Consider the following 5,923-nt stretch of genomic DNA (forward strand, 5'->3'; position numbering starts at 1 on the left):
TTAAACCTTTAATCAAACCGAGGCGCGCAGGTGAGTTAAGCCCCTTCGCACGATTGGCATCTACGCGGAGCACACTCACATCCACAAATAAATTATGATCGTGGCATTTACTGCAGACACTTTGGTAAATAGCGGCACCACGTGCAGCCTTAGCCATGTCGACTTCAAACGGATAGGGTGCTGGCGGGAGATCGCCCACAAGTGCCGTAGTCATAGCGGCGTTGCGTCGGTCGACTTTCTCGGGATCTCTGATGACCCCAAGCTCCGCTCCGATATTACGCATGAGTGGATTTTTAATGGTTCCATCCCACTGCGCATAATGTTTACGCGACTGTTGCCACACGCTCATGATGTCTACCATAGGAGGAGCTGGCGGTAGGATGGCCCACTCGTCATCGGCCAAATCGAGGGCACCACGGTCCCTCACTTTTGGACCGACTACCAAGGACAACACTGTGAACCCGAACGCGTCTAGAGATCCTGGCACGCCACCACGCAGTAAATCCTTTGCATGGCGGTACGTTCGCTCGCCGAGACCGCGGTTGATCAAAGCTTCTCGGGCATTGAGTGATTGCTTGATCCGCATCACGAAGAGGTCAGGATTCCCCAGTATCAGCTGACGGTCTCGGAGTTCTTCTGTCTTATGCTCCATGCCGTAAAACCAACCTAATGGTTTGTCGTGCAACATGGAAGTCACCTTAGACGCAGTCAACCTCTCGTCATTCGACGCCTTCCAAAGGAAATAACGAAATGCGGTGGTGTCAATTTGGGTATTCGGAGCTCCGAAAATTTCCGTCGTCAACCCTTGGCTATCTAGAACGCGTCCAATGTGACAACTACCGCAACTGAAAGTGGCGATCTTAAGCTCCTGGTCGGAGCCGTTGCCAAGGTGGAGCTCCTGAGGGAGGCGACCGGACTCCACACCTGTAAATGTGAGGCCCATCAGTTGATGAGCTGGGCCCTCCGCCCAAATTTCTGGCGCAGTTTCGGACAGTATACCGATGAGCATAGCTGGTATACCATCAGAACCCAAGGGCCGCGCCCTGAATGCCGCTGCTTCCTCAGCATGCGCGGCGAGATATTTGTGCTGAGCTGATAATTTCGCCTGCTGCAAGACTTTCCAGTCACGCGTATCTGGGGGAGTCTCGTTGACGGACGACCCTCGCTGCCAGCTGCGACAAGCACCAATCCAGTTGCACCACAAGAGGAAGACTAGAATGCCGCTACGTTTACCAAACTTAAACACGAATACCCGCTCCAATTTTGACTGTAATTGATACTTTAGCGTAACATTGGCTGTATGATTTCAAAAATTGGATTCCATGCGACTAACCACCCAGGCGGTTTCATGATGCGACTTAGCGGAGCAGGCCCCCTATGTCTAAGCGTTGCACTTGCTACATCGTGCTTTGGTAAGCGCCACTCAAGCGGGAAACCTACGGACCTAACTGCATCAGTTAACGAGAATCATGCCATTGCACTTGCGCCCACGGGTGAGGTGGCGACGTACCTACGAGCCATGGCGCAGTCAGCAAGCTTTTCCCAAGAAAAACTCGCCATAGCTGAGACTCCTGTAAGTGAATTGATGAGCGCTATTAGCAGCGAAGTCGGAGCGACAAAGTTCGTTGTGGCCAATAAAACTATAGGCATGACAGCCACGGCCATAACTACAGTTGATACCGAGCAAAACCGGAAATCCGCTAGCTATTCCACTGTCAAAACTTCGGACTTCCTCAAGGAAAGTACGGTCGACATCAATAAGCTTTCGCCAGACGATATGGCCGCAGCCTATATGGCTTTGCGCGCCCTGCTTGCGGGTGAAGCGGAGCCGCCGGCAAGCAGCCATCAACCCACCCTCAATCTGGTAGATCCCGCGCAACAAATACGTGACCTAGCTAAACTAGCCGATCTAGGTAAGAAAACGTGGGACAACTTACTCACGGGAGTGCCAGCCGCACTAGATCCCGAGACCTGGAGGCTCATAGATCGAAACCGCCGCATACTCAGCGTAGCAGCTCAAGTGGTCGATCGTGCCGGCCCTAGAGACATCAAAACCAGAACCTACAACCGGATGCTTAAGCATATGATCAAGGCCTCTGAGATCATTACCGGCCCCACTAGCCCTTCGCCTGCTCCCTCAACCGACATCCCAGATTGGGACCCATGAGCTTACGGTTGTTGTTGCAACTCATTTGCACTTGGAATAGCCTCTGCCGATAAAGTCGCACGATTAGTCGCGGTACAGCGGCTATGTTCACCGGAGATAAGAACTTGAAAAAACTATCTTTAATTGCGCTCCTAGTCATCGCAGGATGTGACAAAGGCGCCACTGGCACCGACACCGCAAATCAAGGCTCGCTCGGAAGTTCCCCTTACGTCACTGTCGATACAGGCAACCTAGCCTCCTCGGGTACTGGCCTTAAAGGCCAAGGTAGCATCGCCTTTAAAGATCCAGTGGGCGCGATCGGAGCACGCAAGAGTTATGCCTTGGCGTTCAGCCTCGACGATGGTGGCAGCCTGACGCTCGTCGCTAATGCCGATGAGTCATTAAAGAATGGTTTAGAGCTAAAATTTAGCCGTACTGGTAATTCCGTAGCCGCAGCTATGACTGTAGGCACAGTAACATCTGCCGCTAAAAACTTCGTTGCTGTCGACGGCTCACAGGCATTAAATTTAACTATCGATATCCACAATGACGAGGCTCCAGCTCATGTGATGATTTGGAGTGGCAAGGATTATAGCGCTGTTAATGCGATTCTCGATTCTGAAACAGATGATGCCGCGCCTGGTCAAGGTCGCGGCACTTTCTGGGGCTTGAAATTGAACCAGGCCACAGTCACTGAGGCAGTCATTGCCGCAGCTAAATTCACTGGTGAATAATCAATGAGCAGGATGCCGCGTCCGGATCAGGTTTGACAGATCATACCCGTGCTTGGACGTGGCTCTTTGGAGGATATCTCCCAAAAGCGCCTCGTCCATGGTGCGGGAGCGACTGAGCACGAAGAACGCCGACCTGCTCGGCTCACCGACCACCGCCCATTGATAATCAGCATCGAGTTCGATGATCCAATAGTTGCCCTGCGGCCCACCCGCTCTAAATTCCACCAAAAGCTTACTGTTTGTAGCATCTGCCGGCACGGCCTTCCCTGTGACCGTTTTCAAAAACCCGCGTTCCGGATTGAATAGCCGGCAGCTATTTAACACCTTGACCGAGCCATCCCCGTTGCGACTGTATTCAGCAGTGGTAGCGGTACAATTATCCTGCTCCGCTTCATTGAGTCTAGCAATTTCATACCATTTACCGAGGTATCGGTCTAAATCCACACTATCTACTGTCTCAAGTTCGTCAACGGCATTTTTGCCGTGCACTAGGTTAGCACCGACGAACACGGTGGCAAAACTCAAAAAACCAGCAGTTAGCTTGCTAAACATAAAGCTACTCCTCACATGACAAATGATAATTGCAAATGATCCTTAGCAATTATGTACCTGAAAATTGAATGATATCGCTATCATTATCATTCAGCTCTGCCAGGTTACTGAGTCGCCTGAATCGTCTAACTATCAGTGGGATAATCGCCCCATCCCTTCACCACGCCCCCGTGACCACCGTGGCCGTCCATCAGCATCGCGGAGAATCAAACGTTTGCCGCCTTTTTCAATGACGTATGCAAATACAGCTTTTGTACCTGCACCTTCACTGAGCGCGCCTTCCACCCGCACGTCGTCGCCAATGGCAAATGGGAAGCTCTTAGAATTCACAAACTGCGTTGGACCAACATGTATAAAAACTGTGTCGTCAGCGGTTTTGAGTTTGAGATGCAAGCCCCTCACCTCGCCAAAACACGTTTCATGAATATTGACGTCCTCAATACGCCCATCAATCGTGACGCGCTGCATATCCCGCAGTCTACTCCAACTCCTTCCTCCCCTGGCGTGTGGCCCCATCGCCATGCCTGGACAGGTCCATTCTGACTGAGACGCGGGTTCTGACAATTGGTCCGTCATTCCTTCACTATTCTTGTCCGCCGCTATTGCGGGTACACTCGATAACGCGCTCAATCCCAAACCAACGATTAAAAAAATACGCACGCTGTTCATAAATCCTCCGTGAAGTTTTTTCAGATCCGCATTCACTGATACCCGTTGTTACGAAGCAAAAATTGTGCCGCCTGGCTGATCTGCGCTTCGGAAATTTTGGAACGATTTTTGCTCCATAATTGGTAACAGTAGGAGGTTCTCATATGCGACACCCATGCGCTGTCTGGTTGAGTCATAAAGAGGCTTTTGTTATCGATCTCAAAGAGGAGACTCCAATTGTGCGGCATGTCAGTTCGGACGCCGAACGCAAGCATAAAGCTACGGGAGGCGTCCGCAGCGCCAAAGCATACGCTCATAGATCCGCTGTATCTGCGGCGCGCGATGAAGAGAATAGACGCAATTCCTGGAAACGACATTATCAGGAGATTTTCGCGTCACTACCAAGCGACGCAGCTCTCCTCATCATGGGCCCAGGGCCAGCTAAGGCGCAATTTGCTACATTCGTACGTGAACAGCACAACTCTCACATTGAAATAATCCGCGTCGAACCAGCAGGAAAAATGTCCCAGGCCCAAATGGTTGCCTACGCCAAAACTGAGTTTGGACAACCTACAAGGCTGCACTGATTAAAACTTTTCAGGGGAGGTTTCTACGATGCCAGCATCAAACATCTCAGAGCTTATGACACGAGAGCCGGTCTGTGTATTTGCCGAGGATCCTGTGTCCGATGTTTACAGCATTATGACAGAGCAAGACATTCGCCATGTGCCAGTGGTTGATCACGATGGCCGCGTCGAGGGTATCATCACGCAGCGTGATTTGATGAAGCACGTCCTTTTTGCCTTTGACGACATGACCGTTATGGAGAAAAAAGCAAATCTCACTGACCTTTACGCTCGCTCCATCATGACGCCCGAGCCTGAGACCATCACCACGGATGTCATGATCAGCGAGGCAGCCCGGATTCTCCTCGACAACAAGATTGGCTGCCTCCCAGTCACAGATGGCCTCAAAATTATTGGCATTGTAACGGAGTCGGACTTTGTGAAACAGGCGATTGAGGAATCTCGGGAGAGCTAATGTTCCGATTTTTTGCTAGCTGTAGCAAATGCAGCACTTCGGCATCTGAAGTCTGAGTAAAGTCGTCATACCACTCGCCGACACTGCTGAAATAGGCGGGTTGGTAGGGACAGAGATAAATATTAGCTATACCACCAAGTCGCGCTGCGCCGTCGTCTGGCGCGACTGGTACCGCAACGACTATCATTTTAGCGCCACATTTTTTTACACTCGCAGCAGCTGCCATCATGGTTGCACCGGTAGCGATGCCGTCGTCGACTAAGATCACATCACGCCCCGACAAATTTAGAGGACCAAGACCGGTACGATAGAGTTCCTGCCGCCGCGTGAGCTCAACCGATTCCCGTGCGACTATGTCAGAAATTTGTTTGTCAGTGATGCCGCACTCACTAACCAATCTTTGATCGAGAATTTCCACACCATCTGGTCCAATAGCACCACAGGCCAGCTCTGCATGTCCGGGGACGCCGAGTTTTCGCGTCACTATGACATCGAGAGCACACCGCAGGACCGCGGCCACTTCAAATGCGACGGGAATTCCCCCCCGCGGGAGCCCAAGCACTAATGGCTTGGTTAGTTCCTTTTTCCGCAGTTCTTTCTCTAGATGTACTCCTAGGATCTGACCTGCCTCGCGCCTGTTGCGGTACTTCGTCATGGGAACCCCCGTTACCAAATTATTGTCACAAAAAACCTTGCAAGTCTTATGCGCAGACCATGCTTACACAGTCCCTCACTGAGTTCTGCTAATGGCACGGAATCTGCAGACGTCGAGCGTAGGCTAATTAGCTTTTAGATGAGCCAT

8 protein-coding genes are annotated in these 5,923 nt (G+C 51.4%); 4 read left to right on the plus strand and 4 right to left on the minus strand.

Annotated elements, in window-relative coordinates:
• The coding region (locus tag FJ146_19090; GenBank protein MBM4254077.1) for a hypothetical protein at nucleotides 1–1,246 on the minus strand (1,246 nt) is incomplete at its 3' end.
• 102 nt (nucleotides 1,247–1,348) lie between these two features.
• Between FJ146_19090 and FJ146_19095 the strand changes: the two genes are divergently transcribed.
• On the plus strand, nucleotides 1,349–2,167 hold the full coding sequence (locus FJ146_19095; protein MBM4254078.1) for a hypothetical protein: 819 nt from the start codon (nucleotides 1,349–1,351) through the stop codon (nucleotides 2,165–2,167).
• A gap of 104 nt (nucleotides 2,168–2,271) precedes the next feature.
• A complete protein-coding gene (locus FJ146_19100; GenBank protein ID MBM4254079.1) occupies nucleotides 2,272–2,880 on the plus strand; it encodes a hypothetical protein in 609 nt (202 codons plus the stop codon).
• On the opposite strand, the gene FJ146_19105 is transcribed toward FJ146_19100, so the two are convergent.
• Nucleotides 2,881–3,432 (minus strand): lipocalin family protein, encoded by a 552-nt coding sequence (locus tag FJ146_19105; GenBank protein ID MBM4254080.1) that lies wholly within the window; start codon nucleotides 3,430–3,432, stop codon nucleotides 2,881–2,883.
• 132 nt (nucleotides 3,433–3,564) lie between these two features.
• Nucleotides 3,565–4,101, minus strand: a complete 537-nt coding sequence (locus tag FJ146_19110) for a hypothetical protein (GenBank protein ID MBM4254081.1) — start codon at nucleotides 4,099–4,101, stop codon at nucleotides 3,565–3,567.
• A 143-nt stretch (nucleotides 4,102–4,244) separates the two neighbouring features.
• Between FJ146_19110 and FJ146_19115 the strand changes: the two genes are divergently transcribed.
• Nucleotides 4,245–4,667, plus strand: a complete 423-nt coding sequence (locus FJ146_19115) for a hypothetical protein (GenBank protein ID MBM4254082.1) — start codon at nucleotides 4,245–4,247, stop codon at nucleotides 4,665–4,667.
• A 28-nt stretch (nucleotides 4,668–4,695) separates the two neighbouring features.
• A complete protein-coding gene (locus FJ146_19120; protein MBM4254083.1) occupies nucleotides 4,696–5,121 on the plus strand; it encodes a CBS domain-containing protein in 426 nt (141 codons plus the stop codon).
• Here FJ146_19120 and FJ146_19125 read toward each other — a convergent pair.
• A complete protein-coding gene (locus FJ146_19125) occupies nucleotides 5,057–5,776 on the minus strand; it encodes a phosphoribosyltransferase (protein ID MBM4254084.1) in 720 nt (239 codons plus the stop codon). The two genes, FJ146_19120 and FJ146_19125, sit on opposite strands and share 65 nt — an antisense overlap.
• Nucleotides 5,777–5,923: the final 147 nt, after the last annotated feature.

It is taken from the genome of Deltaproteobacteria bacterium (genome assembly GCA_016874735.1).
GTDB lineage: Bacteria > Bdellovibrionota_B > Oligoflexia > Oligoflexales > CAIYRB01 > CAIYRB01.

What these genes read in the sequence shown, in the direction of transcription:
- FJ146_19110 (MBM4254081.1), bottom strand. Translation starts at nt 4,101, where the DNA reads ATGAACAGCGTGCGTATTTTTTTAATCGTTGGTTTGGGATTGAGCGCG.
- FJ146_19105 (MBM4254080.1), bottom strand. Translation starts at nt 3,432, where the DNA reads ATGTTTAGCAAGCTAACTGCTGGTTTTTTGAGTTTTGCCACCGTGTTC.
- FJ146_19115 (MBM4254082.1), top strand. Translation starts at nt 4,245, where the DNA reads ATGCGACACCCATGCGCTGTCTGGTTGAGTCATAAAGAGGCTTTTGTT.
- FJ146_19125 (MBM4254084.1), bottom strand. Translation starts at nt 5,776, where the DNA reads ATGACGAAGTACCGCAACAGGCGCGAGGCAGGTCAGATCCTAGGAGTA.
- FJ146_19095 (MBM4254078.1), top strand. Translation starts at nt 1,349, where the DNA reads ATGATGCGACTTAGCGGAGCAGGCCCCCTATGTCTAAGCGTTGCACTT.
- FJ146_19120 (MBM4254083.1), top strand. Translation starts at nt 4,696, where the DNA reads ATGCCAGCATCAAACATCTCAGAGCTTATGACACGAGAGCCGGTCTGT.